Annotated in this window: 27 protein-coding genes and 4 pseudogenes; 21 read left to right on the top strand and 10 right to left on the bottom strand. The window is 70.4% G+C overall.

The features are described from left to right. The 10 genes and pseudogenes from ACFYO2_RS31480 to ACFYO2_RS31525 all read left to right on the top strand — a co-directional run. On the top strand, nt 1–354 hold a 354-nt coding region (locus ACFYO2_RS31480; protein WP_388355770.1), incomplete at its 5' end, for an ATP-binding protein. Between the two features lie 259 nt (nt 355–613). Beyond that, nucleotides 614–1,702, top strand: coding sequence for a protein kinase family protein (locus tag ACFYO2_RS31485; RefSeq protein WP_388355772.1), 1,089 nt, complete (start codon nt 614–616; stop codon nt 1,700–1,702). A 161-nt stretch (nt 1,703–1,863) separates the two neighbouring features. Further along, a complete protein-coding gene (locus ACFYO2_RS31490; RefSeq protein ID WP_388355773.1) occupies nt 1,864–2,010 on the top strand; it encodes a hypothetical protein in 147 nt (48 codons plus the stop codon). 216 nt (nt 2,011–2,226) lie between these two features. Beyond that, a pseudogene (locus ACFYO2_RS31495) lies at nt 2,227–2,460 on the top strand (amidohydrolase family protein); the annotation flags it as partial. A gap of 468 nt (nt 2,461–2,928) precedes the next feature. Further along, on the top strand, nt 2,929–3,156 hold the full coding sequence (locus ACFYO2_RS31500; RefSeq protein ID WP_388356025.1) for a phosphatase PAP2 family protein: 228 nt from the start codon (nt 2,929–2,931) through the stop codon (nt 3,154–3,156). A 131-nt stretch (nt 3,157–3,287) separates the two neighbouring features. Then, complete coding sequence (locus ACFYO2_RS31505) at nt 3,288–3,707, top strand: phage holin family protein (RefSeq protein ID WP_388355775.1); 420 nt, start codon at nt 3,288–3,290, stop codon at nt 3,705–3,707. Next, nucleotides 3,704–4,174, top strand: coding sequence for a DUF3618 domain-containing protein (locus ACFYO2_RS31510; RefSeq protein WP_388355777.1), 471 nt, complete (start codon nt 3,704–3,706; stop codon nt 4,172–4,174). Before ACFYO2_RS31505 ends, ACFYO2_RS31510 begins: the two co-directional genes overlap by 4 nt. Next, nucleotides 4,171–4,437, top strand: coding sequence for a DUF4235 domain-containing protein (locus ACFYO2_RS31515; RefSeq protein ID WP_388355779.1), 267 nt, complete (start codon nt 4,171–4,173; stop codon nt 4,435–4,437). The genes ACFYO2_RS31510 and ACFYO2_RS31515 overlap by 4 nt, the downstream gene beginning before the upstream one ends. A gap of 541 nt (nt 4,438–4,978) precedes the next feature. Further along, complete coding sequence (locus ACFYO2_RS31520; protein ID WP_388355781.1) at nt 4,979–5,212, top strand: hypothetical protein; 234 nt, start codon at nt 4,979–4,981, stop codon at nt 5,210–5,212. 73 nt (nt 5,213–5,285) lie between these two features. Beyond that, a complete protein-coding gene (locus tag ACFYO2_RS31525) occupies nt 5,286–5,681 on the top strand; it encodes a DUF2267 domain-containing protein (RefSeq protein WP_388355783.1) in 396 nt (131 codons plus the stop codon). A 73-nt stretch (nt 5,682–5,754) separates the two neighbouring features. Here the strand turns inward: ACFYO2_RS31525 and ACFYO2_RS31530 are convergent, their stop codons facing one another. The 3 genes from ACFYO2_RS31530 to ACFYO2_RS31540 are packed head-to-tail and all read right to left on the bottom strand — an operon-like array spanning nt 5,755 to nt 8,553. Continuing rightward, the gene (locus ACFYO2_RS31530) at nt 5,755–6,945 is read right to left on the bottom strand and encodes an SMP-30/gluconolactonase/LRE family protein (protein ID WP_388355785.1); all 1,191 of its coding nucleotides are present in this window, start codon (nt 6,943–6,945) and stop codon (nt 5,755–5,757) included. 16 nt (nt 6,946–6,961) lie between these two features. Continuing rightward, the gene (locus tag ACFYO2_RS31535; RefSeq protein ID WP_388356027.1) at nt 6,962–7,882 is read right to left on the bottom strand and encodes a sugar kinase; all 921 of its coding nucleotides are present in this window, start codon (nt 7,880–7,882) and stop codon (nt 6,962–6,964) included. A gap of 50 nt (nt 7,883–7,932) precedes the next feature. Beyond that, nucleotides 7,933–8,553, bottom strand: a complete 621-nt coding sequence (locus ACFYO2_RS31540; RefSeq protein WP_388355787.1) for a bifunctional 4-hydroxy-2-oxoglutarate aldolase/2-dehydro-3-deoxy-phosphogluconate aldolase — start codon at nt 8,551–8,553, stop codon at nt 7,933–7,935. A gap of 148 nt (nt 8,554–8,701) precedes the next feature. On the opposite strand from ACFYO2_RS31540, the pseudogene ACFYO2_RS31545 reads away from it, so the two are divergent. Then, nucleotides 8,702–9,370: pseudogene (locus tag ACFYO2_RS31545) on the top strand (RNA-guided endonuclease TnpB family protein). 84 nt (nt 9,371–9,454) lie between these two features. Here the strand turns inward: ACFYO2_RS31545 and dgoD are convergent. Genes dgoD through ACFYO2_RS31560 form a run of 3 tightly spaced genes read right to left on the bottom strand, consistent with a single transcriptional unit; the run spans nt 9,455 to nt 12,160 of the window. Next, nucleotides 9,455–10,600, bottom strand: coding sequence for a galactonate dehydratase (gene dgoD, locus ACFYO2_RS31550; protein ID WP_388355789.1), 1,146 nt, complete (start codon nt 10,598–10,600; stop codon nt 9,455–9,457). Next, on the bottom strand, nt 10,597–11,340 hold the full coding sequence (locus ACFYO2_RS31555; protein WP_388355791.1) for a FadR/GntR family transcriptional regulator: 744 nt from the start codon (nt 11,338–11,340) through the stop codon (nt 10,597–10,599). Before ACFYO2_RS31555 ends, dgoD begins: the two co-directional genes overlap by 4 nt. Nucleotides 11,341–11,398: 58 nt before the next feature. Continuing rightward, nucleotides 11,399–12,160 carry an SDR family NAD(P)-dependent oxidoreductase gene (locus tag ACFYO2_RS31560; RefSeq protein WP_388355793.1) on the bottom strand — a complete coding sequence of 254 codons (762 nt, stop codon included), beginning with the start codon at nt 12,158–12,160 and terminating at the stop codon, nt 11,399–11,401. A gap of 117 nt (nt 12,161–12,277) precedes the next feature. Here ACFYO2_RS31560 and ACFYO2_RS31565 point away from each other — a divergent pair, with 117 nt between their 5' ends. The 4 genes and pseudogenes from ACFYO2_RS31565 to ACFYO2_RS31580 all read left to right on the top strand — a co-directional run. Then, a complete protein-coding gene (locus tag ACFYO2_RS31565; RefSeq protein ID WP_388355795.1) occupies nt 12,278–14,317 on the top strand; it encodes a beta-galactosidase in 2,040 nt (679 codons plus the stop codon). Between the two features lie 218 nt (nt 14,318–14,535). Beyond that, a pseudogene (locus ACFYO2_RS31570) lies at nt 14,536–14,726 on the top strand (PEP-utilizing enzyme); the annotation flags it as partial. A gap of 73 nt (nt 14,727–14,799) precedes the next feature. Further along, the gene (locus tag ACFYO2_RS31575; RefSeq protein WP_388355797.1) at nt 14,800–15,711 is read left to right on the top strand and encodes an NAD-dependent protein deacetylase; all 912 of its coding nucleotides are present in this window, start codon (nt 14,800–14,802) and stop codon (nt 15,709–15,711) included. Nucleotides 15,712–15,860: 149 nt separating this feature from the next. Continuing rightward, nucleotides 15,861–15,953 (top strand): annotated as a pseudogene (locus ACFYO2_RS31580) (aminoglycoside adenylyltransferase domain-containing protein); the annotation flags it as partial. A gap of 37 nt (nt 15,954–15,990) precedes the next feature. On the opposite strand, the gene ACFYO2_RS31585 reads toward ACFYO2_RS31580, so the two are convergent. After that, nucleotides 15,991–16,854, bottom strand: a complete 864-nt coding sequence (locus ACFYO2_RS31585) for an oxygenase MpaB family protein (RefSeq protein ID WP_388356029.1) — start codon at nt 16,852–16,854, stop codon at nt 15,991–15,993. A gap of 687 nt (nt 16,855–17,541) precedes the next feature. Here ACFYO2_RS31585 and ACFYO2_RS31590 point away from each other — a divergent pair. The 4 genes from ACFYO2_RS31590 (at nt 17,542) to ACFYO2_RS31605 (ending at nt 21,366) form a co-directional block, all read left to right on the top strand. After that, nucleotides 17,542–18,384, top strand: coding sequence for a UbiA family prenyltransferase (locus ACFYO2_RS31590; RefSeq protein WP_388355799.1), 843 nt, complete (start codon nt 17,542–17,544; stop codon nt 18,382–18,384). Between the two features lie 314 nt (nt 18,385–18,698). Beyond that, nucleotides 18,699–19,787: a type III polyketide synthase gene (locus tag ACFYO2_RS31595; protein ID WP_388355800.1), complete on the top strand. Its 1,089-nt coding sequence runs from the start codon at nt 18,699–18,701 to the stop codon at nt 19,785–19,787. After that, a complete protein-coding gene (locus tag ACFYO2_RS31600) occupies nt 19,784–20,302 on the top strand; it encodes an isoprenylcysteine carboxyl methyltransferase family protein (protein WP_388355802.1) in 519 nt (172 codons plus the stop codon). Before ACFYO2_RS31595 ends, ACFYO2_RS31600 begins: the two co-directional genes overlap by 4 nt. An 11-nt stretch (nt 20,303–20,313) precedes the next feature. After that, nucleotides 20,314–21,366 (top strand): NAD(P)/FAD-dependent oxidoreductase, encoded by a 1,053-nt coding sequence (locus tag ACFYO2_RS31605; protein WP_388355804.1) that lies wholly within the window; start codon nt 20,314–20,316, stop codon nt 21,364–21,366. Nucleotides 21,367–21,378: 12 nt separating this feature from the next. Here the strand turns inward: ACFYO2_RS31605 and ACFYO2_RS31610 are convergent, their stop codons facing one another. Next, nucleotides 21,379–21,774: a DUF6223 family protein gene (locus ACFYO2_RS31610; RefSeq protein WP_388355806.1), complete on the bottom strand. Its 396-nt coding sequence runs from the start codon at nt 21,772–21,774 to the stop codon at nt 21,379–21,381. Nucleotides 21,775–22,029: 255 nt separating this feature from the next. Here ACFYO2_RS31610 and ACFYO2_RS31615 point away from each other — a divergent pair, with 255 nt between their 5' ends. Next, a complete protein-coding gene (locus tag ACFYO2_RS31615; RefSeq protein WP_388355808.1) occupies nt 22,030–23,157 on the top strand; it encodes a sensor histidine kinase in 1,128 nt (375 codons plus the stop codon). Next, nucleotides 23,154–23,813: a response regulator gene (locus ACFYO2_RS31620; RefSeq protein WP_388355810.1), complete on the top strand. Its 660-nt coding sequence runs from the start codon at nt 23,154–23,156 to the stop codon at nt 23,811–23,813. Before ACFYO2_RS31615 ends, ACFYO2_RS31620 begins: the two co-directional genes overlap by 4 nt. Nucleotides 23,814–24,034: 221 nt before the next feature. On the opposite strand, the gene ACFYO2_RS31625 is transcribed toward ACFYO2_RS31620, so the two are convergent. Both ACFYO2_RS31625 and ACFYO2_RS31630 read right to left on the bottom strand, forming a co-directional pair. Then, entirely contained in the window at nt 24,035–24,454 is a 420-nt protein-coding gene (locus ACFYO2_RS31625) for a VOC family protein (protein ID WP_388355811.1), read from the bottom strand. After that, nucleotides 24,451–25,248 (bottom strand): metalloregulator ArsR/SmtB family transcription factor, encoded by a 798-nt coding sequence (locus ACFYO2_RS31630; protein ID WP_388355812.1) that lies wholly within the window; start codon nt 25,246–25,248, stop codon nt 24,451–24,453. The genes ACFYO2_RS31625 and ACFYO2_RS31630 overlap by 4 nt, the downstream gene beginning before the upstream one ends. Nucleotides 25,249–25,278: the final 30 nt, after the last annotated feature.

The raw sequence follows: 25,278 nt of genomic DNA on the forward strand, positions 1-25,278 counted from the left end.
CGGATGCTCGGCCAACGGGCACGTCCGGTTCGGCGGGCGGGGACGGGAAAACCGACACTGGAAACAGTGCACGGCGTCTCGTCCCCGACCCAACATATGGAGCTTGACCGTCGCGGGGCGGAGCTCCTGTTCCAGGTATTGACGGAGCGTGAGGAAGAGAATTCTGTGGCGATCGCCTCCAATGAATCCTTCGGAGGGTGGACCAAGACCTTTACGGATCCGAGGCTCTGCGCGGCGATCGTGGACCGGCTGACGTTCGGCGGCAACATCATCGAGACCGGCACCGACTCCTACCGCCTCGCGGCCACCCGCGCCCGCGCCGAACAACAGGCCGCCGCGGTCGCCGCAGGCTGAAGAAGACGGCGCCGTCCTACGGCGCCGGGCGCGTCGGCGCCCTTCTCCAGTCCTCGACTTGCCGGGCAGAACCGACCGGTCAGGCGTCGAATCGCTTCAGCTGCACCTGATCTCCGCATCCTTCGAGAGTTGGTGGGGCCGCCCTGCAACCTGCCCAGTCCGTCGACTCCGCTGATCTCCTCATCGACCTCCATCTACAGTGCAGAGGCAGCAACTGGTGGGCACTCGCGTGCATGGTGGAAACGAGGTCGGCATTCCGATGCAGGTAGCGGTCGAGCATCCCGATATGTCAGAAGACACGCGCTTGGCCGCCTACAGCACAGTCTCCACCTCCCTCGCCCTGCGAAGTGATCGCCGACTGGGCGGGCTCGTGGACGCCGCCGTACCGCTTGGCTCCGGTATCGGCGGGAGGTCTGCGCTGCTGGAGGTTGACGGGAAGCCGGTCTTCGTGAAGCGGGTGCCGCTCACGGATATGGAGCGGCTGCCGGAGCATGCACGGTCCACGGCCAACCTGTTCGGGATTCCCACCTTCTGCCAGTACGGCGTCGGTGGGGGGCCTGGTTTCGGGACGTGGCGGGAGCTCGCCGTTCACACCATGACGACGAATTGGGTACTCGCAGGGCAGTACCAAGGGTTCCCGATGATGTACCACTGGCGCGTGCTGCCGGACACGGCCGCGCTTCCCGAGGAACTCGCGGACGTGGAGCGGGTCGTGGCCTACTGGGGAGGCAGTCCGGAGGTACGCCGTCGTATCGAGGCCCTTCAGCAGTCCTCTGCGAGCCTCGCGCTGTTCCTGGAGTACATCCCTCAGACGCTCGACGAGTGGCTTGCCAAGCAGGTACAGGCTGACGAAAAGTCTGCCGACCGGGCTTGTTCCCTGGTGGAGAGCGAGTTGGAGGCCGGCACGTCCTTCATGAACGCTCGCGGGCTTCTGCACTTCGACGCCCATTTTCAGAACATCCTGGTCGACGGCCGACGCCTCTACTTCGCCGACTACGGCCTCGCCGTCTCCTCCCACTTCGATCTGTCCGCGTCCGAGACCAGCTTCTTCGAACTGCACAGGACCTACGATCGCTGTTACACGCGCAGCTGGCTGGTGAACAGGCTGATCACAGCTCTATACGGCTACGAGCGGAAAGACCGCGAGGCACTTATCCGTGCATGCGCGGAAGGGGAGGATCCGCCGGACGGACCGCAAAAGGCCAGGGCGATCCTCTCCCGCCATGCACCGCTCGCCGCAGTGATGACGGACTTCTACGGCAAAATCCAGGACGAGAACAGGGAGACCCCGTACCCGTTGGAGGCGCTCCGCCGGGCCCTCCATGAGGACAGGTCACGACGCAGCTGAGCAGGTCTCAGGGGTCTTTGCGGCTGGAGATGCAGTCGGTCCAGTTGCCCCTGACCCGGCACGGGCTCAATCCGTCGCAGCGGGGCCCGCCAGGTGGAGTCATTTCTCACCTACAAAATCGGGTCCCCCAGGCACCGGGTGGAGTCAGAACTGACCTACAAGTGGCGTCAACCGTCACCTACGAAGCCACCTATGACGACGTGGTGCGTGTGCTGGAGGAGGAGGGCATCAGCACGTTCACGGCCTCCGGCAACGAGCTCTTCGAGCAACTGGATACCGAACTGAACACCAAGCGAGCCGCCGCCTGATGCAGCCGGTCGCCGGCCGGACCATCCCGGCGAAGCACTCCCGCGACCACCGATCAGCAGACACCGCGGACCGCGCCACCCTCGACCGGCTCCAGGACCCCTGCCATCGGCAAGGCGTACAACCCCGAGACGATGGACCCGATCTCGGCGTTCGAGAAGTCCGCTCGTGAACAGACCGGCGAGCGGCTACCGGTGACGGTGACGGTGACGAACTTTGTGGTCGGCCCGAGCACCGAGGTCATCTCCGGCAACGGCCGGATCCTCACCGCCGGGGGTGTGGACACCCATGTTCACTTCGTCCGCCCCGGGGAGATCCACGAGGCCCTGGCCTCGGGCGTGACCACTCTCATCGGCGGCGGCACCGGCCCCGCGGAGGGCAGCACGGCCACCACCGTGACCCCGGGCGCGTGGCACATCGCCCGACTCTTCGAGGCCCTGGACGAGTACCCGTCGAGGGCGCCGGAGGAGGCCACGCCCCGGACCTGGTCCACCGTGCCGGGCGCCCACTACTCGACCAGCACACGGCCTACGGGGCTGCCAGAACCCGGCTGGGACGGCCCGGCCGTCCTCAACAAGCACCGCGCCGTCGGCCAGCTCCTGCTCGTGGACCCGCGCCTCGACATCCGACGAGAGCCCGTACTCCTCCGCAAAGGCACCAAGGACGGGTGTGCCGTCCTCGCACCGCTGGCAGGCGGCCCCGCACTGCTCGCGACCGCCATCGCACCAACCACCTCGACGCTGCGGGAACTGCTCGACAAGGCACACGCACACGCCCTCACCCGCTAGCACGGACGGCCCGGAGCTCCCCTGGCGGGCGACGGCCCACAGCGTCGGACCAGTCCCACTGAGGTTTGTTCAGCCGCAGCCATCGGCACATGGCGATCATGGCCCACCGACGGATTTTCGAACCCTTTCAATATCCGTCCGCCGCACACCGCCGCGGCCTGCGCTTTCGCGGGTGCCGTCGCGCCGGTGTGGCCGGCTGCCGGTGCCGCCTGTGGGGTGTCGGCGGTGATGGTGGCCGCCGAGCGGGTGCAAGGCGGTGCCCACTACCCCTCCGATGTGGCCGCCGGGGGCGTGATCGGGCCGGCCGCGGCCGCCCTGGTACGCGGGGCACCGCATCTGCTGCGGCGACGTGTCCTCTGACGGGCGGTGATCCGCTGATGTGGGGGTACTCGGACAGCCGGTCAGACCACCGGGCAGGACACGGTCGCGCGAGGACGAACGAACGGCCGCCGGGCCTGCCACAAACGCCGCCGAAGGACAGGTGAGCACCCATGACAGCAGACAGCTCCCACCGCACCGGTGACAGAGCGCAGGAACCTGTGGGCGACCTGGTGCAGCGTGCCTCGCAGCAGTTGTCGCAGCTGGTCCGCGACGAGATGCGCCTGGCGCAGGCGGAGATGACCGAGAAGGGCAAGCGGTTCGGCAAGGGCGGCGGACTGTTCGGCGGCGCCGGGCTGATGGGTGTCCTCACCCTGCAGGCCCTGGTGGCCACCGTGATCGCCGCGCTGTCGCTCGCTATGGATGTGTGGGTGGCGGCTCTGATCGTCACCGGCGTCCTGGCCGCCGTCACCGCGGTGATGGCAGCTCTCGGCAAGCAGCAGGTCAGCAAGGCATCCCCGCCGACGCCCGAGCGGACGGTGGACAGCGTCAAGGCCGATGCGGCCGAGATCAGGGAGAGGGCACAGCGATGACCGAGGACAAGCCGCAGCCGGGCGATGAGGCAACACCTTCCCCTGAGGAACTGCGTGAGCGGGTGGAGGCGACCCGTGAGGAACTCGGTGAGACCGTCGAGGCACTTGCGGCGAAGACCGACGTCAAGACCCGCGCACAGGAGAAGACAACGGCCGTCAAACAACAGGTCGCCGAGAAGACCACACAGGTCAGGACCCAGTTGCGGGACAAGGCCACACACGCGGCCCACGCTGTGCAGGAAAGGACCCCCGAGCCGGTGCGCGCCAAGGCCGCCGCGGCAACCGAACAGGTCCGCGACCAGGCCGTGCACGTCGCCGAGCTGGCCCGGGACAAGGCTCCAGAGCCGCTGCGCGAGAAGGCCGGCCAGGGCATGCGGGCGGCGCGGGCCAACCGCACCCCGCTGCTCGCCGCCGCCGGTGCGCTCATCGCGCTGCTGCTCATCCGCCGCTCCAGGAGGCACCGGTGAAAGCCTCGAAGATCGCTTACAAGCCGGTCGGCATGGCCATGGGCGCCCTCAGCGGCGTCCTGGCCGGCACGGTGTTCAAGCAGGTCTGGAAACAGCTCCGACACGACGAGGACGCCCCCGACGCCACCGATGAGCACCGCACCTGGCGCGAGACCCTGTCGGCAGCCGTCCTGGAGGGCGCGATCTTCGCCGGCGTCAAAGCCGCCGTCGACCGCGGCGGCGCCACCGCCACCCGCCGCCTGACCGGCACCTGGCCCGGCTGACCTTCCCGTCGACGGCGAAAGTGCCCTATGAACTGGGACGATAGGGCTTGTCTGAGGCTTCTGCCGTTCCAGCAGGAAGGCAGATTCTGCATGCACACCACCGGTTCACGCCCCAGGCAAGTCGTGTCGGCCGACGGCAGGCCGTGGAGTCATCAGCCACCGCAGGCCCCGATCGTTCCCCGAAAACTGGGCGAGGACGCTGACCGCCATCACTCGCAGGGGGCGTCACGTCACGTCACCTGGTGCGCCCGGTCACCCCAACGGGCTAGTCGAAGACCTCGCAGCCGGCGGCCGACCAGTGTTGTTGTCACGGCGCCGCAGGGTCGGTCGGCGCCACCAGGGACCCGGCGAGCGGTACTCCCCGTCGGGCGATCTTCAGCTCCCTCGTAGACCCTGATACGGGCGGCTTCCGCGTGGGCGGCCTTTTCTCCGGGACGAGGCTTCCCGCGTGGTTCACCACTGCAGTAACCGGCACCGGCCGTTGTTGCGTCCTCCGGACGAGCGGGGCCGGCCCCACGATCAAGAAGGGCAAGGGTCACCAATGGTCAGTAGCACGGAAACCGGCGACGTCACCGGCACGAAGGACAAGGACTACAACCTGATCTGGTTCGTCGAGGCCTGCCTGAGCAACGCCCTGCGGATGGAGAGCTACCTCCAGGACGCGGAACGCGCAAACGACACCGAAGTCGTGGAACTGTTCCGCAAGGCCCAGGCCGACAGCCGTAAGGGCGCCGAACTCGGCAAGCAGCTCCTGCGCTCCCGGCTCGGCGGCTGACACATCCGAGCACACCGGGCCCGTGTGCCGCCGCGGCGGTACACGGAGGACAACCTGCCTTGGGAGGCCCACTGTGGCGATCACATGGGAAGAATTCCTGACCCAGATCCAAGAACGCGGCGAGTACGCCACCGGCAAGGAAGCCGAACGGGTCGCCCGCGCGGTGCTGGCCACCCTGGGCGCCCACCTCGAAGGCGATGAGCGCACGGAACTCGCCGATCAGCTGCCCGCCCAGTGCGCACCGCTGCTGCTCGATCCGCTGCCGGTGACCAAACCGCTCAGCCCACGGGAGTTCGTCGAGGCCGCCGCTGCATTGATCAAGGGAGCGACCCCGGACACCGCCCGCTGGGACACCGGCGCGGTCCTGAGCACCCTGGCCGACCACACCGACGCCGACCTGCTGCGGCGCATCCTCATCCGGCTCCCGCCCGGCTACGCGCTGCTTTTCGGCCGCGCCGAACTGGCCTGACCGCACCGATGGATCTGCGGGATCGGGGTGACACAACGCCGAACCGGTGGGCGATGTGATCACAGCCCGTCCCTCATTCGAAAGACTCGTCCCCGGCCCACGCTGGTGACCTTCGACCAAGCCCACAGACCGACCCACCGGGAGGTCCTGTGATTCTGCTTGCCCTGCTCGTACCAGCTCTGATGATGCTCTTCCTCTTCGCCGCAGCCGCGCTCGAAGACTTCCTCTTCCCGCCCGAATCGCCCAGAGACGATGTCACCCCGGCCGACAACGCAGGCTCCCCCACGTCCGGCCCGCCGCCCGACCAGTCGTGAATGGCAACGTCGTAGTCGTGCTCGTCGTGGTCGAACAAGGGGAACGTGATCGTCGACGATCCGCGTCCGGCAACCGAGCAGGCTGCCGTTCCTCCGACCGGTACGGGAACGCTCAGCACAGCGCCGGAAGCCGCAGTCGGGTTCTTCACCCGTGCCGGGCCGTGGTGATGAACAGGCGGTTGGCGCTGGGGTGCAGACACACCGACGCGGGGTGGGGGGGTGGGCACGGTCAGGGTGTGGAGCAGGCGTCCGTCCGGGTGGTACCGGCGGACCGCACCGGCGCCCCACATCGCACCCCACAGACAGCCCTCGGCGTCGACGGTCATTCCGTCGGGGCTGCCTTCGCCATCGTGATCGTGCAGGCGGGCGAAGGTCTGCGGACCGCCGGAGAGGTCGCCGGAGACGGGGTCGACGCGACGGCGGAGGATGGTGCCGACGGCGGTGTCGGCGAGGTACATCGTCGTACCGTCTGAGGTGAACGCCGGGCCGTTGGCGATGGTCAGGCCGTCGAGAACGCGTACGACCGTGCCGCTGCGGTCCGTCCTGTAGAGGGAGCCCGCGCCACGGGTGCCGTCGTAAGCCATGCTGCCGGCCCAGAAGCGGCCGGCGGGGTCCGCCACACCGTCGTTCATCCGGCTGGGGACCGGAGTGCGGTCCTCGGGGCGGTCCAGCCATTGCAGTGCGCCGTCGGCCGTGAGCCGCGCGATACCGGTGCCCGCAGCGGCGATCCACGCGTCCGGCCGGTCGCCCACCGGCGCGACGGCACCCAACGGCACGTCCAAGCGGGCCAGTTGGCGCGGAGCCGCCGGTCCGGAGTCGTGGCTCAGCTCGAAGAGTCGGCCGCTGAGGATGTCGACGTACACAAACCGGCCGTCGAACCAGCGGCCGCCCTCCGCGAGTTCGTACCCTCCGTCCACGACGACCGTCGCATGCGCTGCCGTGAATGTCATGAAGCAGTCTCCTGGGTCAGCGAATCGTCGTGCCGTCGGGCTGGTCGAACAGGCCGAGTTCGTCCTGTGTCGGCAGGCCCTCCCAGTCGCCCCGGGTGGCGACGGCGAAGGCCGCGGTGGTGACGGCTCGGTGCAGACGGCCGGGGATGTCCGCGCCGCCGAGGAGTCCGGACAGGTATCCGGCCACGAACGCGTCGCCCGCGCCGACCAGATCGACAGCGTCGACCTGTCGCGCCGCGCAGTCGGTCACCCCGTCGGCGGTGAAGCTGGTCGCGCCGTGTGCGCCACGCTTGACGACCACCTCGCTGACGCCTGCGGCCAGGATGCTGTGCACGGCATCGGATTCGCCTGCGCCGGGTCGTGCCAGCGCCAGCGGCAGCTCGTCCTCGGAGGCTATGAGCAGGTCGGTGCGGGCCAGCAGCGGGCGGAGCGCTGTGCGGGCACGGTCGGCGGTCCACAGCCGGGAGCGGTAGTTGACATCGAGGCATACGGTGATGCCGGCGTCGCCGGCGGTCGTGGCGGCGGCCAGGGCGGCCTCGGCCGCCGACGGACTGAGCGCCGGTGTGATGCCAGTCAGGTGCAGGATGCGGGATCCGGGAGCCAGGGCGGGCAGTACGTCGGCCGGAGAGACGGCCGAACCGGCAGATCCTGCACGGTAGTAGCTGACGCGGGTGAGCGTGCCCAGACGGGGTTCGGTGAGCAACAGCCCCGTGGCGCGGCCGGTGTCGTCGGTGACCGCGTGGTCGATGTCGACGCCCTCGGCGCGCAGTGTGCGCAGTACCAGCGCTCCGAGTTCGTCCGCACCGACCCGGCCGGCCCAGCGCACCCGGTGGCCGAGCCGGGCGAGGCCGATGGCGACGTTGGATTCGGCTCCCGCCACGGACAGGCCGAGGCTGCCGCCGAGCCGCAGCGTGCCGTGCGCCCGCAGCGCCGCCATCGTCTCGCCGAAGGTCACCACCTCGGGCGGAGCCTGGCGATCCGGTGCCGTCACGGCGTCTCCCCTGCGGTCACCTTGCGGAACACGGCCGCGCGGGCGCGGAGTTGGTCCAGGTCGCCGCCGTCGGCCGCGTCCCCGACGAGGGGTGAGCCGACACCCACGGCGATGGCGCCCCGGTCCAGGTAGTCGCGGGCGGCCTGCGCGTCCACTCCGCCGACGGGCACGAAGGGCACGTCCGGGAAAGGGTCGCGCAGGGCTCGCAGATAGCCGGGGCCGCCGAGAGTGCCGGGGAAGAGTTTGACCGCCGCGGCGCCTCGTGCGAGGGCTGTTTCGATCTCGGTCGGCGTCAGGGCTCCCATCAGTACGGGTACGCCGTAGGGCTCCAGCCCGTCGACCAGTGCCGGGGTGACGAGATACGACGCCCCGGCGTCCACGGCGCGGGCGGCGTCCGCGGCCGAGCGCACGGTTCCGGCGCCGAGGAGTGCGTCGGGCCCCAGTTCGGTGCGGGCCTGCCTGATCACTGTCAGGGCGTCAGCGGTGGTCAGGGAGACCTCGATGGCCGCGACGCCCTCCTCGGCGAGCGTGCGTACGGCGCGCAGGGACGCGGCGGGATCCTTGCCACGTACGATCGCCAACAGGCGATGGGCTCGGAGGGATTCCACCAGGTTCATCGGATTCCTTTCGTGGATACCCCCGGCTTGAGCCGGGGGAGGCAACGAAACGCCTGCGGAGCAAGGCAAGGAGCTGGGATGCGCCCCAGGGCGGATCACACTGCCCTGACCGGCAGGTTTGATCTCCACCTGCGGGTCTGGCTAGTTTTTGAGCGTGGCCGTGACCCATGCGAAGCGGGCGTTCAGGTACCGCTTCTATCCGAGTGATGCGCAGGCAGCGGAGCTGTCGCGCACGTTCGGGTGCGTGCGGAAGGTTTACAACCTGGCGCTCGCCGCCCGCACGCAGGCGTAAGCGCGGCAGGAGCGGGTCAACTACAACCAGACCTCGGCGATACGGCGTAAGGTCGCCAGGGTCCATGCGAGGATCGCCGATAGGCGCCGGGACATGCTCCACAAGCTGACGACTCGGCTCGTGCGTGACAACCAAACGCTCGTGATCGAGGACCTGACCGTGCGCAGCATGGTCAGGAACCACACGCCCGCCCGGGCCATTTCGGATGCGAGCTGGAGCGAGTTGCGCTCCATGCTGGAGTACAAGGCGGCCTGGTACGGGCGGGACGTGATCGCGGTGGACCGCTTCTTCCCCTCCTCCAGGCTGTGCTCCGACTGCGGCACTGTGCAGGAGAGGATGCCTCTCAGTGTCCGTACCTGGACGTGCGGCTGCGGTGCGGCCCATGACCGGGACGTGAACGCGGCGAAGAACCTTCTGGCCGCCGGGCTGGCGGCGACAGTCTGTGGAGCCGGTGTAAGACCTCAACGGAGTTCTCCGAGCGGGCAGTCAGCGACGAAGCAGAAAACCCCACGGCGCGAGCCGTAGGAATCCCCCTCGCTCACGAGGCGGAGGAAGTCAAGGGAGCGGGCTGTCCTTAGGCATGAGGTTCGGGAGTCGGCCTGACGGTAGTCACCATTCGGTGAACGCCCCGTCGGGGCCACGCCATACGGGGTTGCGCCAGCGGTGTCCGGTCTCGGCGGCGTGGCGTACCGCCTTCTCGTCGATCTCGACGCCGAGCCCCGGGCGGGTCGCTGCGACGGCGTATCCGTTCTCGAAACGGAAGGGTTCGGGGTCCATCACGTACTCCAGCAGGTCGGCCTGCTGGTTGTAGTGGATGCCCATGCTCTGTTCCTGGATGAGGAAGTTCGGCACGCAGAAGGCGATCTGGAGGCTGGCGGCCAGGGCGATCGGGCCGAGGGGGCAGTGGGGGGCCAGGGCGACGTCGTACGTCTCGGCCATTGCTGCGATGCGTCGTACTTCGGAGATGCCGCCGGCGTGCGAAAGGTCCGGCTGGGCGACGGCGATGCCGCTGGTCATGACCTCGCGGAAGTCCCAGCGGGAGTAGAGGCGTTCGCCGGTCGCGAGCGGGATGCTCGTGGACTCCACCAGGCTGCGCAGGTGGCCGGGGTGTTCCGGCAGGACGGGCTCCTCGACGAACAGCGGGTGCAGCGGTTCCAGCAGGGGGAGCAGGCGGCGTGACATGGCGGTGGAGACCCGGCCGTGGAAGTCGACGGCGATGTCCCGCTGGTCACCCAGTACTTCGCGGACGGCCGCGACGCGCTCGACGACCTCGGCGGTGCGGGCGGGGGTGTCGATCGGGGCGAGTTCGGCCGAGGCGTTCATCTTCACCGCGGTGAAGCCCGCCTTCATCTGCTCCTCGGCCAGCTCCGCGACGTCGCTGGGGCGGTCCCCGCCGATCCATGCGTACATCCGTACGCGGTCGCGTACCGGGCCGCCGAGAAGGCGGTGCACCGGGACGCCGTAGGTCTTGCCTGCGATGTCCCACAGTGCCTGGTCGATGCCGGCGACGGCGCTGGAGAGGATGGGGCCGCCACGGTAGAAGCCGCCCTTGGTGAGCACCTGCCAGTGGTCCTCGATGCGAAGCGGGTCCCGGCCGACGAGGTAGTCGGCCATTTCGTGGACCGCGGCGCGTACGGTCTCGGCGCGGCCCTCGATGACGGGCTCGCCCCAGCCGGTGATGCCCTCGTCGGTGGCGACGCGCAGGAACAGCCAGCGCGGAGCCACCAGGAAGGTCTCAAGTCCGGTTATCTTCAAGGAACTTCCTTCGGCAGGGGGTCGGTCTCGACGTCATCGTGGTCTTCCCGCGCCCGCACAGCCTCCAGGTCGTGGGACGCCTGCGCCAGCAGTGATTCGACGGCGGCCACCGCCGCGTCCGGATCACCCGCCTCGACCGCCTCCAGCAGTTCCTGGTGGACGGGGATGGAGTCGGAGAAGTGCCGGGCGCCGTGCACGATCCGGTCGCGCACGCGCAGGCCGGCCTCGATGACGACCTCCATCCGGCTGAGCAGTTCGTTGTGGGCGGCGTCCAGCAGGGCGCGGTGGAATGCCAGGTCCGCCTCGACCATCGCGTCCGCGTCCGTCCCTGCCGCCGCCATCGCGTCGAGGGCCTGCCGCAGCGCGTCCAGGTCGGATGCGGTGCGGCGAGCCGCGGCGAAGCGGGCTCCCGCGGGCTCGACTATCGCGCGGACCTCGGCGAGGTCTTCCAGGAAGCTGTCGGTGGGAGCATTGCTGCCCTGCCAGCGCAGCAGGTCGCTGTCGAGGAGGTTCCAGTCGGCGCGGGGCCGGATGGTCGTACCGCGTTTCTGCTTCGACTCGAGCAGGCCCTTGGACGCCAGCACCCGCAGCGCCTCCCGCACGACGGTCTTGCTGACGCCGAGCTCGGTTTCGAACTTGACCGGGTCCACGACGGAGCCCGGAGGGTAGTCGCCGCGGATGATACGTCGGCCCAGTTCCTCCACCGCCTGGCCGTGCAGCCCCCTGGTGGGATGGGTCACCACGTTCTCCGTTTCCGTTCAGATCCTTTCGGCGCGTTCCCGGCATGGTGCGCGCTGCTCACGAGGACTCCTTCATGACGCTCCATCCTCCATCGACCACCAGGCTTGCTCCGGTCACGTAGGAGGCGTCCGCCGATGCCAGGAAGGCTACGGCGGAGGCCACCTCCTCCGGTTGCCCGAACCGCCTCGCCGCCGTGGCCGCCACGCTGCGTGCCCGGTCGGGCTCCGGGATCTGCTCCCACGCGGCGGTGAGGATGGGGCCTGGGAGCACTGTGTTGACCCGGATGTCGGGCCCGTACTCGACGGCCAACTGCCGCCCCAGCGAGCACAGCGCGCCCTTCGCGGCAGCGTAGGCGGCATGGCCGGGCAGGCCGATGACCGCGTGCACCGAGGAGGTGAGGACGACGGACCCCGATGCCTCGCGCAGCATGGCCGCGAAGGTCTTCATCCCGCGCCAGGCCGGCTTCAGCAGTACGGCCATCTGGCCGTCCCAGTCGGCCTCACTCAACTCATGGGCGGGCTTGTTGAGTTGGGCGAAGGCGTTGCTGTGCAGCACGTCCAGCCGTCCGTGACGCTCGTCCACGTGACGGGCCAGGTTCTCCCAGTCGGCGGCCGAGGTCACGTCGCACCGTACGTACTGCGCCCGTCCGCCGCCGTCCTCGATGCCCGCGGCGAGCGCCTTGCCCGCCGCGTCGTCCACGTCCGTGACCACGACGGTCGCACCCTCGTCAGCGAGCCTTCGAGCCGTGGCCGCGCCGATTCCGTGCGCGGCGCCGGTGATCACCGCCACGCAGCCCGCCATCCTGCGGCACTCCGTCATCGTGTCCGTCTCCCCATCTGATGTCTGCCCCTCTGACGCCTGCACCCACCATAGCTCTTTCAATTAATTATGAATATATCTTGACGGCGTGGCGATGCCGCTCCAAGACTGACCGGCATGCATCAGGCACCTTCAGTTCCGATCGACGCCCGGCGGCGCCTGCGCCCGGCCGGGATCGCCTTCGGCGGCGACTACAACCCCGAGCAGTGGCCCGAGGAGGTGTGGGCCGAGGACGTCGCGCTGATGAAGGAGGCAGGCGTCTCCATGGTGACGGCCGGCATCTTCTCCTGGGCCAAGGTGGAACCAAGGCCCGGAGAGTACGACTTCACCTGGTTCGACCGGGTCATGGACAACCTCGCCGGGGCGGGTGTGGCCGTATGCCTGGCCACCATGACGGCCTCCCCGCCACCGTGGCTGTCCCGGCTGCACCCCGAGATCCTCCCCGAGACCTCCGACAGCCGCCGGATGTGGCCCGGCGGACGCCAGCACTACTGCCCCTCCAGCGCCGTGTACCGCAAGTACGCCTCACGCCTGGTCGAGCGACTGGCCACCCGGTACGCCGACCATCCCGCGCTGGAGATGTGGCACATCGGCAACGAGTACGGCTGCCACACACCGCAGTGCTGGTGCGACGAGTCGGCCGCCGACTTCCGGCGCTGGCTGTCCGACCGGTACGGCGACATCGAGGCACTCAACGACGCCTGGTCGACGGCCTTCTGGGCACAGCACTACGACACCTTCGACGAGGTGCTGCCGCCGCGGCTCGCGCCCACCTTCCCCAACCCGGCCCAGCAGCTGGACTTCGCCCGCTTCTCCGACGACGCGCTGCTCCAGTGCTATCTGACCGAGAAGGCGGTGCTGCGGCGGATCACCCCGGACGTTCCCGTCACGACCAACTTCATCGGGGTGCACAAGCCCGTCGACACCTTCCGCTGGGCGGCTGAGGAGGACGTCGTCTCGGTCGACGTCTACCAGGACCCGCACGACGAGGACACACACGTCTCGGCGGGCTTCATCTTCGACGCCACCCGCTCCGCCCGCGCCGGCCAGCCGTGGATGCTGCTGGAGCAGGCGCCCAGCGCGGTGAACTGGCGTGACCGCAACGGGCCCAAGCCGCCGGGGCGGATGCGGCTGTGGAGCTGGCAGGCAGTCGCCCAGGGCGCGGACGCGGTGCTGTACTTCCAGTGGCGCCAGTCCCGGGGCGGTGCCGAGAAGTACCACTCGGCCATGGTCCCGCACGGCGGCACCGACACCCGCACCTTCCGTGAAGTGCGTGAACTGGGCCGCGAGTTGGCCTCCCTGCCGCAGATCGCCGGCACCCGCTCCACCGCCGATGTCGCCCTCGTGCTGGACTGGAACAGCTGGTGGGCCCTGGAGCTGGACTCGCACCCGTCCACCGCGCTGAAACAGATGGACATCGCGCTCGCCCACTACCGGCCGCTGTTCGATGCCGGGATCGCCTGCGACGTCGTGCCCCCCGACCGGGATCTCTCCGGCTACCGCCTGGTCGTCGCGCCCAACCTGTATCTGCTGAAGGAACAGGAAGCCCGACACCTCACGGAGTTCGTACGCGGCGGCGGCCATCTGCTGGTCTCGTTCTTCTCCGGCATCGTCGACGAGTGCGACCGCGTCCACCTGGGCGGGTACCCCGGGCCGCTGCGCGAGGTCCTGGGCCTGCGCGTCGAGGAGTTCTGGCCGCTCGCGGAGAAGCAGACGGTCGACGTCCGGCACTCGGACGGCACGGTCAGCCGCGCCGACCTGTGGTCGGAGGTCGTCGTGGCCGAAGGGGCCCAGGCTGTGGCCGAGTTCGACTCCGGGCCCCTTGCCGGACGGCCGGCCGTCACCCGGCACTCCTTCGGCGGGGGAAACACCTGGTACGTCGCGACGCGCCTCGCCCCGGAGGCCATGCGGGAACTGATCGACGACGTCTGCCGTACGGCGTCCGTCGCCCCCGCAATTCCCGGTCTTCCCGAGCACGTCCAGACGACCGTGCGTGAGGGCGACGGGGGACGGTTCGTCTTCCTGCTGAACCACGGTCAGGAAGAGGTCGAGATCAGGCTTCCCGAACCGATGACCGACGCCCTGGCCCGAGCAACGACCCCCGCCGACCGCGTCACGCTGCCCGGAGCCGGAGTTGCCGTACTGGTCGAGCCGTAGACAACCGATCGAGCCGCAGAAGAAGCGTTCGCGCACTGGATCAACAGCGACCCCAAGGCCGTCGACCTCAACGTCGCCGTCGGCTACGGCTGGCCCGCCGCCACCGGCGTCTTCCGCGGATCGGCACTCGACAATCCCGACCCGTTCTTCGGCGGACAGCGGTACAACGACGTCTTCACCGCTTCCGACCGGGCCATCGACACCTCCTGGAAGTGATCTGGTCGCCGCTGTTCGTCGGCATCGCGGGCCTCTGACGGAGGTGGGCGGCCAGATGACCCATGGCGCAGTGATCGCCCGGGAATACGGCTTGCCGGCCGTCGTGGGCGTGGAGCGGGCCACCCGGCTGATCCGGGACGGGCAGCGGATCCGCGTGCACGGAACCGACGGGTACGTCGAGATCCTGCCTTGACCCACCACACCGAGAAGCCCCATCCGTAGGTTCCGACTGCAACGGGGGGCAGCCGGTTCCGTACCCTGGCGGTATGCGCATGCGCCCCACGGTGAGCTGGATCCCTACCGCAGACCTGCCACCTGGCTCCACGGATCTGGAGCCGGTCGCCAGTGTGCTGAGCACTGGTGGTGTGCTGGTGCTCAGCGGGGCGGGCATCTCAACGGAGTCGGGCATCCCCGACTACCGGGGCGAGGGCGGGAGCCTGAGCCGGCACACTCCGATGACTTATCAGGACTTCACCGCCAGCGCCCAGGCGCGGCGCCGGTACTGGGCGCGCAGCCATCTGGGCTGGCGCACCTTCGGCCGCGCCCGCCCCAACGCCGGACACCGGGCCGTGGGCGCGTTCGCGCGGCACGGCCTGATCGCGGGCGTGATCACCCAGAACGTCGACGGCCTGCACCAGGCCGGCGGCGCCGAGGGCGTCGTGGAACTCCACGGAAGCCTGGGTCGAGTCGTCTGCCTTTCCTGCGGCACCGTCAGCCCGCGCCGCGAACTCGCCCGGCGGCTGGAGGAGGCCAACGTGGGCTTCGAGCCGGCGGCCGCCGGAACCAACCCGGACGGTGACGCCGACCTCACCGATGAACAGGTCGGGGACTTCCGGGTGTTGCCCTGCACGGCCTGCGGCGGCATCCTCAAACCGGACGTGGTGTTCTTCGGCGAGAACGTTCCGCCGCCGCGGGTCGAGCACTGCCGCAAACTGGTCCGTGAGGCGGCCTCCCTGCTGGTCCTGGGCTCCTCACTGACCGTGATGTCCGGGCTCCGGTTCGTCCGCCAGGCCGCCCAGGCCGGGAAGCCAGTGCTGATCGTCAACCGGGACCCGACCCGAGGCGACCAGCACGCCCTCACCCGGGTCGCGCTTCCCCTGGGAACAGCCCTCACCACCGTGGCCGACCGGCTGGGCATCCCCGTCGACGACGAGGCGACGGCCCGGGCGAGGGAGTGACGGTGACGGGGCGTCATCGGAGTGCAACGTGTCAGCCCTTGTTGCCTCCCAGGCCGATCACGACCTCGCTGGGACGGACGTGTTGGCGCTCGGGCTGCGGATCCTGGGGGTCCCGGGAGAGCGATCAGGCGCCGTATGGCGGCGGATACAACGTCCTGCTGACCTTCGCCCGCATCTGGGCCACGCTCGCCACCGGCCAGATCAAGTCGAAGGACGCCGCCGCCGACTGGGCCCTCACCCAGCCGCTCTGTCTCAACGTTGACAGGGTGCACTTGGCCCTCACCGGGCGTCGGTCGAGGTCATGCTCCACCTGATCGCCCTGGTGAGGACCTGGCCGGTGAGCGGTATCGCAACGTCCTCGAGCACGGGGACGCGCGGAAGCCCCAGCAGCCTTCGGGCCCACTCCGGGAGGGACGTCACCGCATTGGCGGCGAGCAGGGCGTAGGCCGGCCGGGCGGCAAGCGGCAGCGGTGGCTGTAGCAGCAGGAAGCGCGCGGCCGCGCGGCACTCCGGGGTGGCACGGAGTGCCGGACGGTACGCGGCCAGGCGTGCTTCGAGCTCCGCCCGCGTCCGTGGCGGGTCCGTCACCCCGAGGGCCGTCGCCACCTTCGCCGTGTCCGCCACGTAAGCGTCGTAGTCGGTGGCTGCCAGGGGCCGGGCTCCGAAGCGCTCGTGGGCGCGCAGGAAGCTGTCCGTCTCAGTGACGTGCACCCACTCGAGCAAATGGGGATCGGCGGCCTGGTAGCGCTCGCCCTCCGCTGTCACCCCCCTGACCCGCTCATGGATCACGCGGACCCGTTCAACGGCGCTGCGGGCGTCTTCGGCGGTTCCGAAAGTCGTCACGGCGAGGAACGTACTGGTGCGCTGCAACCGCCCCCAGGGGTCGCCGCGATACCCGGAATGAGCGGCCACGGCGGCCATGGCCAGCGGATGCAGGGATTGCAGCAGCAGGGCCCGCAGTCCGCCGATGAACATTGACGCGTCACCGTGCACGACGCGGATGGGCCGCTCCGCGCCGAACCACCGCGTCCCCGGGGTGTTGTGGATACGAGCCCGCGTCGCGGGACCGTCCGGCCCCGCGACGCGGCTGAAGAGCGCCTTGCCGAGCCTGTCCCGCACGCCGGAAACCGTGAGGACGTCCATGTCCATGGCCCCATTCTGCGGCGTCGTCGTCCGCAGCGGAACAGATGACGGCGTTGTCGAAGTCTCGCGCCACTGATATAGGACTGGTATGACGTTTCCGGCCGCGGCCGCGCGTACATCGGTCCGCTGGGAACGCTGCCCGGAGCCGCAGCCGCGCGTGGTGCTCCCCCCGAAACGGTGGGGTGACCTCCTGCAGGAGCCACGGCGTGATCATCGACAGGATCGACGCCCTGCGCACGTCGGCGAACGAGCCGCTCAGGCGGTGGTGGGCACGACGCACTGCACAGCGAGGGCCGCCGATGCGGCGAACGTCCGGACGTCCGGAGGTCCACCAAATGCCGGAGTGCCTCGTGTGAGCGGGCGGGCAACGTGGCAGCGATCCTGCATGCCCCTCATGGTCACCCGTGCGACGGGAAGCATCGGCTCCGTTGTTGCACGGCCCCCGCATGCCGAGGGCACGCACGACCTCCTCGACCTGGCCCAGCGGCTGGCCGACGGCTCCGGCAGCCGTCGCGTCGACCGGCGCCCCGTCGGTATGAGTGCCAATTCCTGCCACGGGACATCGGCAGCACCCGCCGCGTGCTCCGAGCCGTCGCCAAGGCCGGCGTCCAGCGGCTGTTCGTGCCCCCGTACGGTGTTCGGCGCGCTCGGCGCCCCGATCCGGCACAGGCCGGTTGAGGTGCTGCGATGCCTGTGACCACCCGCGCGGTCCCGGCGCGCCCCGGACCGCCGCCCGTGCTCACGCTGCTCGCCGCCGCCCACGGCGGGCCTGCCCTTGCGGTCACCGCCGTCGCGGGTCTGCTCGCACTCCGCGCCGACCTGCCCCCGCTCGACGCCGTCGCTGTCACCGCGGCGGTGTTCACCGGCCAGCTCACGATCGGCTGGGGCAACGACCTGCTGGACCTCCGCCGTGACCGTGCCGTCGGCCGCACCGACAAGCCGCTGGCCACCGGAGCCCTCCCGGTCAGCCGGGTGGTGGCGGCCCTGGTCGTGGCCGCACTCGCCTGCCTCGTGCTGTCCATGCTGGCCGGCTGGCGCAGCGCGCTGGTCAACGCCACCCTTGCCACCGGTGCGGGCCACGTCTACAACCTTGGGCTCAAGGCGACCGCATGGTCCTGGGCGCCGTACGCCTGCGCCTTTGGGACGCTGCCCTCGGTCGTCACCCTCGCCGACCCCGCCCAGGGCTGGGCGCCGCTGTGGATGACCGGCGCCGGCGCCACGCTCGGTGTCGGGGCGCACCTGCTCAACACGCTGCCCGACCTCGCCGACGACGAACGCACCGGCGTCCGCGGCCTCCCTCACCGGATCGGCGAGCGTCGCTCGCGTGTCCTAGCCGCCGTGCTGCTGCCCGGAGCCTCGCTGCTCGCCGTGCTCGGCCCGGCAGGAACGCCCCCGGCGTGGGCGTGGGCGGTCCTGGCGCTGGTGACCGTCCTCGCACTGCTCACGCTGGTCGCCCGCGGTCGTACTCCCTTCCGAGCCGCGGTGGCCATCGCCCTGCTCGACGTCGTACTGCTCGTGGCGGCCGGGTGATGGCGCCCTCATCCGACCACTTCGACCTCCCGGTGGCCGGCGCCGCCACCCTGGGCCAGTTGCACACGATCCGGGCCGGCGCGTCGCCCTCCTGTACCGGGCGGACCTCACAGCAAACCGTGCCACGCCGCCTCGCCCGCAACACGCGGGTCCTCGGGGCCGGGCGGCGCACCTCGGCCGCCGACCAGCGTGTCCTCGACGGCTCCGTCGAGCTCCGCCTCGCCCGGCGGCCGGCTCACCCCGACCGTCGCGCTCGGCCTCGGTCGGGCACTCGTCGCGTCCACCCGCTCGTCCAGCCGACCACAGGAGCCAGCATGACCATGCGCGTCCTCAGCGTCCGCGGCGCCCTGCCCGAGCACCGCCACCGGCAGGAGGACATCACCGAGGCCTTTACCACCATGCTGGTCCAGGACACGGCCAAACGCGGCATCGTCGAACGCTTCCACCGCAACGTGTGCGTCGAGACCCGGCATACCGTGCTCCCGCTGGCGGAATACGCCCGTCTCGAGACCTTCGGCCAGTCGAACGACGTCTTCATCCGGGCGGGCGTCGAGCTCGGCGCTCGCGCGGTCGTCGACGCGCTCAAGGGCGTCGGCCTCACGCCGGCCGACGTCGACTACATCGTGTCGTGCACAGTGACCGGCCTGGCCGTCCCCTCGCTCGAGGCCCGCGTCGCAGCGGAGATCGGGCTGCGGCCCGATGTGGTGCGCCTGCCCCTCGTCGGCCTCGGCTGCGTGGCGGGCGTGGCCGGTATCGCCCGCCTGCACGACCTGTTGCGCGGCCGCCCGGACGGGGTCGCGGTGCTGATGTCGGTCGAACTGTGCTCGCTCACGCTTCAGCGCGACGACACCTCGGTCGCCAATCTCGTGGCCAGCGGCCTGTTCGGAGACGGCGCCGCGGCGGTGGTCGCCGTCGGGGCCGAGCACGCGCTCGCGCAGTCCGACGATCCGGCTCGTCCCGAGGTCCTCGCGTCGCGCAGCCGTCTCTACCCCGACTCGGAGCGCATGATGGGCTGGGACGTGGGCTCCGGCGGGCTGAAGATCGTGCTCGACCCCTCGGTCCCCGACCTGGTGCGCCGTCACATCGGCGGCGACGTCCGAGGCTTCCTCGCCGACCACCACCTGACCGGCGACAACCTCGGCTGGTACGTGGCGCACCCCGGCGGCCCCAAGGTCCTCGAAGCGCTGCAGGACGCCCTCGGCGTCGACCGGGACGCTCTGGGCATGACCTGGGACTCGCTGCGCCGGATCGGCAACCTGTCCTCCTCCTCGGTGCTGCACGTCCTGGCGGACACGCTCGCCGACCGTCCGCCCCCGCCCGGCTCCTACGGGCTCATGCTCGCCATGGGCCCGGGTTTCTGTTCCGAGTTCGTGCTCCTGCGCGCTCCGGGCGGTGAGCAGTGAGCAGCGAGGTCCTGTTCACCGTCCTGGTCCTGGCCGTCGGCCTGGAGCGGGTCGCCGAGCTGGTCGTGTCCCAGCGCAACGCCGCCCTCAGCCTCGCGCGGGGCGGCGTGGAGTGCGGGCGGGGGCACTACCCGGTCATGGTGGTGCTGCACACGGGTCTGCTCGTCGGCGCCCTCGTGGAGGTGTGGATGCGCCGACCGGACACGGCAGCGGTACTCGCCTGGTCCATGCTCATCCTCGTCGCGGCCTCGCAGGCGCTGCGCTGGTGGTGTATCGCCACCCTGGGGCGGCAGTGGAACACCCGGGTGATCGTCGTACCGGGCGCCGCACGCGTGACGGACGGTCCCTACCGCTGGATCCCGCACCCCAACTACGTCGCCGTCGTCGTGGAGGGGATCGCTCTCCCCCTGGTGCACTCGGCCTGGATCACGGCGGTCGTCTTCACCGCGCTGAACGGGTTCCTGCTCGCCACCCGCATCCGCACCGAGGACGCCGCGCTGGCACAACTGGCCTGAAGGAGACGCACATGGACCTGCTCGTCGTCGGCGGGGGGCCCGCGGGCCTGGCCACGGCCCTGCATGCGGCCCGGGCGGGGCTCGACGTCACCGTGTGGGAACAACGCGCCGGCACCGTCGACAAGGCGTGCGGCGAGGGACTGATGCCCGGTGCCGTCACCGCCTTGGCGGCGCTCGGCCTGCGCCCGCCGGGGCACGCCCTGCGCGGCATCCGCTACGTCGCCGGACCGCGCCGGGTCGATGCCGACTTCACCGCGGGCCCGGGCCGGGGGGTACGTCGCACGACGCTCCACGCGGAGCTGCGCGAGATGGTGCTCGCCGCCGGCGTACGGGTCGAGCAGCGCACCGCGCACCGTGTCGAGCAGGACGAGGCCGGTGTGTCGGTCGACGGCACCCGTGCCGGCCACCTCGTCGCGGCCGACGGACTGCACTCGCCGATCCGCCGGGCCCTGGGGCTGGACCGGCCACGCCGGGCCCGCCCGCGACACGGACTGCGGCGTCATTACGAGCTCGCTCCCTGGAGCGATCACGTCGAGGTGCATTGGTCACGATGCGCGGAGGCCTACGTGACCCCGGTGGCCGACGACCTCGTGGGGGTCGCGGTGCTCACCACCGCCCGCGGGTCGTTCGACGACCACCTCGCCGCCTTCCCCGAGCTGCGGGAGCGGCTGGCCGGGACCGGGCACGCCGGACCGGTGCGCGGGGCGGGCCCGCTCCGCCAGGACACGAGCGCGCGCACCGCCGGGCGAGTGCTGCTCGTCGGCGATGCCGCCGGTTACGTCGATGCGCTGACCGGTGAGGGCATCGCGCTGGCGCTCGCTCAGGCGCCGGCGGCCGTCCGGGCCGTCACCAGCGGTGACTTGGTGCGCTACGAGCGGGAGTGGCGGCAGCTCACGCGGCGCTACCGCTGGCTGACCCACGCGCTGCTCGGTGCGACGCGGATTCCCCCGGCTCGCTCAGCGCTGGTGCCTGTGGCACAGCGGCTGCCGTGGCTGTTCTCCGCGGCCGTCAACGCGCTGGCCTGCCCGGCCTGGCAGTATCAGGCGAGCCGAACGAGTGCATAGCGATCGGCGCGATCACCGGCTTCCGGACCCCCGCTCGTGTCCGACGCGGTCGGCGCTCCGTTCAGTGCGTCGGGAGCGGGCGAGAGCGCGTCGGCCGAGGGCCATGGCGGCCAGCCCCAAGGGGATGGCCACGATGGCTCCCACGATCCCGTTGCCGGTGCCGGGGCCACCACTGGAGGTGGCCAGATGCAGCGCAGCGAGGGCCGTGCCGACCAGGCCCACCGCCATGGCCGCCAGGGCGCCGGTGCGCGCGTTGCCGGTACTGACACGGCCGGCGACGCGGGCCAGCGACAGCCGGCCAATGGCCACGCCGATCAGCCCCACCCCGAGGGCCAGGTTGGCCCCCGTCCGCCCGTCGCCGATGACTCCGCCCTCGGCGGCCACCGTCAGCACATCTGTTGCGCTCATGCCACTCTCCTCCTCTGCGCGCGGCGTATACCGCTCCTCTGTGCGCGGCGTATTCCGCGGTTCAGCTGGGCCTTGAGCATGCTTGCCGACCCCACCGCTGGTCGTCCGGCGGGTGCAGTCTTTTCGGACTGCCGTCGACATGGCAGTCGACTGCTGCGCATGCGGCAGGCGACGGCCAAGTACCGCGGGTGCGGTAGCCGACCGCTCGTCCGCGAGCGGGACTCGCCCGCAGCGGCGTCCGGCTAGGGTGCGCGCATGGACACAAGGCGTTTTCGTGTCCCGGCCGGTGCCATGGACTGGGCGATTGCCGTCAGCGTGGCGGCGCTGCTGCTGGGAACCGGGTTGTCCGGGCAGCACCCGGCCGGGAAGCACGAACTGTTCGGCTCTGTGCTGCTGGCAGCGGGCGGTCTGACGCTGATCGCGCGTCGTAGGGCTCCGATCGCCGTGCTGGCTGTCACCGGCCTGTGCGCGCTGGGGTACGAGGCGGCGGGTTTTGAGGTGCTCTCCGTCTCGTACCTGGTCGCGGTGTACGGCGCCGTGCGGGCAGGGCACCGCACCCTGACGGTGGCGGCATCCGTGTCTCTCCTCGTCGTCCTCCCTCTCACGGCGCTGGTCTTCCGCGACGGGCCGGCCCGCGAGGCGTTCGCGCAGGCCCGGAACGTACTGGAAATCGCCTGGCTGATCGCCGCCGTTGCCGCCGGGGAGGCACTGCGGCAGGCCGAGCGGCGGGCGGACGAAGCCGAGCGCACTCGGGAGGAGACCGCTCGGCACCGCGCCGACGAGGAGCGGCTGCACATCGCGCGGGAGCTGCACGATTCCCTCACCCACCAGATTTCGATCATCAAGGTGCAGTCCGAGGTCGCCGTACACATAGCCCGCAGGCGCGGCGAACAGGTACCCGAGACGCTGCTTGCGATCCAGACGGCCGGACGGGAGGCAACCCGGGAGCTGCGCGCGACCCTGGAGGCCCTGCGCGACGACGACACGACCCCGCCGCAGAGCCTCGAGCACGTACCGGAACTGGTGGAGCGCGCCCGTTCGATGGGCCTGGAGGCGACGCTGACGACAGAAGGGCAACGGCACGACGTGCCGACCGCGGTGGGCCGGACCGCCTACCGCATCGTCCAGGAGGCGCTGACCAACACAGCCCGGCACGCCTGCGCCACCACCGCGGCGGTCCGGATCGAATACCGCACCGACGCGCTGTCCATCCGGGTGGACGACGACGGCAAGGCCACCCCCGACGACGCGCCCGTCCCCGGCCTGGGGCTGCTCGGCATGCGCGAACGCGTCACCGCCCTCGGCGGCCGGCTGCGCGCGCAGCCGCGCACCGAGCACGGTTTCACCGTCCAAGCCGAACTACCCGTGGAACGAACATCATGATCCGTGTCCTGCTGGTCGACGACCAGCCGCTCATCCGCAGCGGCTTCCGCGCGCTGCTCGACCTCGAGGACGACATCGAGGTGGTGGCCGAAGCCGCCCACGGCGAGGAGGGTTTGGCGCTCATCAAGGAGCATGCGCCCGACGTCGCACTCATCGACATCCAGATGCCGGTCATGGACGGCATCGAGGCGACCCGGCGCATCGCAGCGGACCCGGCCCTGGCCGGCGTGCACGTCGTCATGCTGACCAACTACGGCATGGACGAGTACGTCTTCGACGCGCTACGCGCCGGCGCCGCCGGGTTCCTGGTCAAGGACATCGTGCCGGAGGACCTCCTGCACGCGGTACGGGTAGCCGCCCGCGGCGACGCTCTACTCGCCCCGTCCATCACCCGCAAGCTGATCCACCGGTACGTCGCCCAGCCGCTCTCCACCACCAGTGCCGCACTCGAGGAACTGACCAGCCGCGAACGCGAAGCGGTCGCCCTGGCCGCACAGGGCCTGTCCAACGACCAGATCGCCGACCACATGGTGATCAGTCCGATGACCGCGAAAACCCACATCAACCGGGCCATGACCAAACTCCACGCCCGCGACCGGGCCCAACTCGTGGTTCTCGCCTACGAATCGGGCCTGGTCACCCCGCGCACCCGCTGACAACCGACCAGCGGCTGCCGACTTCGCGGTGGCGGGGACAGGTCAGGTGACCGGCCGACGGGGAGGAAGTCAACCAGTGGTACCGGTCCAGCTTGCCGACGCTCCCGGCACGCCTCTACGACACCTGTATCGCAGGACACGGACGGGCCCCGCGACGCACCACCGCGCACGGCGAGCGCGGCAGCCCGCAGCCCGCCGCCGTGCTGGAGGTGAGGGAGCGGTCAGCGTCGCGCCTGATCAGGTCCGGCCGGCGCGGTGGGCCGGCGGGCGGGCTGGAACAGCTCGATGAGGTTGCCTGCCGGGTCGGCCAGCAGGATCTGGCGTCCTCCGGGACCGGCAACGACCTCACTGCGGAAGGAGACACCGGCGCTGCGCAGCCGACCGATCTCGGCATCAAGGTCGTCGTAAGTGAGGTGGATACGATTGCCGCCCGGGACGGCGGCCTCCTTCGGGGTAGCGCGGGCACCCGAGCTCGCCGCACCCGACAGCAACAGCCGCAGCCGGCCACGGACCACGTCGGCGAAGGCAGGGACGGCACTGGAGTGAAGCGTGAAACCAAGGTGCGTGGTGTAGAAGTCGATGGCGGCCTGCACGTCATCGACGAGGTAGCGGACACTGACATATTCGTCGTGAGTGGTCATGGCTCGGACCTCGCAACGGTCTCGGCGGTGTTCAGCACCGGCATCAGGTGCTTGATACGGATGTCTATGTCGGCCGCCGCGTGCTGAAAGGCCTGATAACCGGCCTGGCCGGTGCCGCCGGCTGCGCCCGGGTCGGCCATGCTCCAGTGGACCCGCCCCGGGCCGAACTCCGGGCAGACCTCGCGAGCCCTGTCGCACAAGGTGATCACATGGTCGAAGCGGCGGCCGACCAGATCGTCCACGTGCTGGGTATGCCGACCGGAGAGGTCGATGCCGAACGACTCACGCAGCACCCGGACAGCATGCGGGTGCACCTGCGGCTTGGGACGGGTGCCCGCACTGGCCGCGATGACGCGGCCGGCGGTGTGGTGGCGCAGCAGGGCTTCAGCAATCGGCGAGCGGGCGCTGTTGCCGGTGCACACGAACAGCACCGCCACACGGTGGGCTCGCGCCCGGACGACTGGACGACGCGGCGGTGAGAAGGCCTGGCACAACGCCGGGTGCAGGGCGGCAGCGCCGGCCGCCAGGGCCTCACCGCAGCGCTCCAGGTCCAGGCGGTAGTAGCTGTCCCGACCGTCGAAGCTGCTACGCCTGGCCATGACCAGACCGGCGTCGCGCAGCAGCCGCAGGTGATAGGAGACCAGGTTCTGCGGCTCCCCGACACGCTCCACCAGTTCACGGACCCGATAGTCGCCGTCAGCGAGTTTCGTCAGCAGCCGCCAGCGCAGCGGATGCGCAGCCAGCCGGACGAACTCCGGTGGCGTGACGGCCACGCCACCTGGGTGAGATCCCATACACCGAAGATACATCAAGCCAGGTTGATG

Source organism: Streptomyces sp. NPDC006602 (assembly GCF_042870385.1).
Taxonomy (GTDB): Bacteria; Actinomycetota; Actinomycetes; order Streptomycetales; family Streptomycetaceae; genus Streptomyces.